The organism is Bacteroides sp. CAG:633, assembly GCF_000435115.1.
GTDB lineage: Bacteria > Bacteroidota > Bacteroidia > Bacteroidales > Bacteroidaceae > Bacteroides > Bacteroides ndongoniae.
In genome coordinates, this window is sequence record NZ_FR883026.1 from 8,053 (window position 1) to 10,592 (window position 2,540).

A 2,540-nucleotide genomic window follows, 5' to 3' on the forward strand; every position below is an offset into this window, starting at 1 on the left:
ACACGTTCGAACGACAGTTCATCGAAATAAAGGCGGTCGCACATATCATAGTCAGTCGAAACCGTCTCTGGGTTATAGTTGATCATGATAGACTTATAACCCAACTTGCGGGCAGTCTGGATAGCATTCACCGAACACCAGTCGAACTCAACGCTGGAACCGATACGATAAGCACCCGAACCCAATACAACTACCGACTTTTCGTTCTTATAATAGTTTACATCATAACCCTGTACAGCATACGTCATATAAAGATAGTTGGTCAGTTCAGGATGTTCACTGGCTACGGTATTAATACGCTTCACTGCCGGAAGAATGCCCAGTTCCTTACGACGGGCACGCACCATGAGATTTTCCTTCTCCATGTTGCCAGTCGGATGAAGTACGAAACGGGCAATCTGGAAGTCGGAGAAGCCTAATACCTTAGCCTGACGCAATACATCGGCAGGTATGTCTTCTATCTTCTTATATTCGGAAAGTTTATGCTTATAATCGACAATATTCTTCAGCTTGCCGAGGAACCACGGATCAATCTTTGTCAGATCGTAAATGCGGTCGATCGTATAGCCTTCTTCCAGAGCTTGGGCAATAGCAAAAATACGAAGATCAGTCGGATGCGACAATTCGTGATCAAGATCATCGAAATGAGTACCGTCGTTGCCAACAAAGCCATGCATACCTTGGCCAATCATACGCAAACCTTTTTGGATAATTTCCTCGAAGCTACGGCCGATAGACATGATTTCACCTACCGACTTCATGCTCGAACCGATTTCGCGGCTCACTCCGACAAACTTCGTCAGGTCCCAGCGAGGAATCTTACAAATCAGGTAATCGAGCTGAGGTGCTACATAAGCCGAGTTGGGTGTACCCATCTCGCCAATCTGATCGAGCGTATAGCCTAAAGCAATCTTGGCAGCTACAAAAGCCAACGGATAACCGGTAGCCTTGGATGCCAATGCTGAAGAACGACTTAAACGGGCATTTACCTCGATGACACGATAGTCATTGGTTTCGGCATTGAAAGCATACTGAATGTTACACTCGCCCACAATGCCCAAGTGGCGGATACACTTGCGGGAAAGTTCCTGCAACATTTCTACCTGTTCGTTGCTGAGCGAACAAGTCGGTGCAACCACTATAGACTCACCTGTATGGATGCCCAGAGGGTCGAAGTTTTCCATGCTGGCCACGGTGAAACAATGGTCGTTTGCGTCACGGATAACCTCAAATTCTATTTCTTTCCAACCTTTCAGAGACTCTTCTACAAGAATCTGTTTGGAGAAAGTGAACGAGCTTTCGGCCAACTTCACAAATGCTTCTTCGTCGGGGCAAATACCGCTACCCAATCCGCCCAGCGCATAAGCCGAACGTACCATCACCGGATAACCGATTTCGCGAGCAGCCTTCAAAGCATCTTCCATACTTTCCACAGCATGGCTCTTAGGAGTCTTCATCGGTATTTCATCGAGCTTTTTGACAAACAAGTCACGGTCTTCCGTATACATGATGGCTTCTACTGAAGTACCCAACACACGTACACCGTATTTTTCAAGAATACCTTTCTGATAAAGTTCGGTTCCGCAATTCAATGCAGTCTGTCCACCGAAAGCCAACAGGATTCCGTCGGGACGTTCCTTCTTGATAATCTCTTCCACGAAATAAGGAGTTACCGGCAAGAAATACACCTTGTCAGCGATACCTTCCGAAGTCTGAATCGTAGCGATATTGGGGTTAACCAGCACAGAGCTGATACCTTCTTCGCGCAAAGCTTTCAAAGCCTGCGAACCGGAGTAGTCAAATTCTCCAGCCTGACCGATCTTGAGCGCACCTGAACCCAAGACTAACACTTTCTTCAAATCGTTCTTCATTGTTTCTCTTTATAAGTTGTTTTAATGTCTTTTACTCCATATATAAAAAATGCGTCATCCTTATCAAAGGACAACGCATTTATCAAAGAATTAAAAATATCTCTGCAAAAACGGAAAAACCATCAACCGGCGAATGAAATTCATTCGAACTAAAATAAAAACTGGTTCCCATTTCCTGTGACTGCATATACAATTTCTAAAGTTTTTGCAAAGTAACGACTTATTCGTGACATGAACAAATATTTCAGAAATTGTTTTGCAACACAAATGACACATGCCGTTATTTAACAAAAATAACAGGCCGTTCCAATTGTTATCTTGCCGTTTGATTTATCTTTTCCGTATCGTTTTTTAAAACAGCTTTGGTACGATACTCTATTGTTGCCGCCAAGTCTGTACACAGGCCACCATCATTTTCTCCGATTCCGACTGTACCAGTCCTTCAAAGATTAAACAATGAATTATTTACTCCGAGAACGCTTCCGAAATGCGGAAACATTTCCGATAATCACAGCTACCCTATTGTCCCTCGCAGCATTCCTGCTGATTTCCTTTCACTTTTTCACGAAAAACACCTACCTTTACGGCCAGAAAAAAGCAATGGGAAATGATTAATGGTAAATGGTGAATGGTAAATGATAACTAATTCTTCATTCCTCATTCTTCATT

1 protein-coding gene is annotated in these 2,540 nt (G+C 43.6%); it reads right to left on the bottom strand.

Annotated features, from left to right (window positions below):
* The coding region (gene carB / locus QVP67_RS04155; RefSeq protein WP_288179894.1) for a carbamoyl-phosphate synthase large subunit at positions 1-1,871 on the bottom strand (1,871 nt) is incomplete at its 3' end.
* Positions 1,872-2,540: the final 669 nt, after the last annotated feature.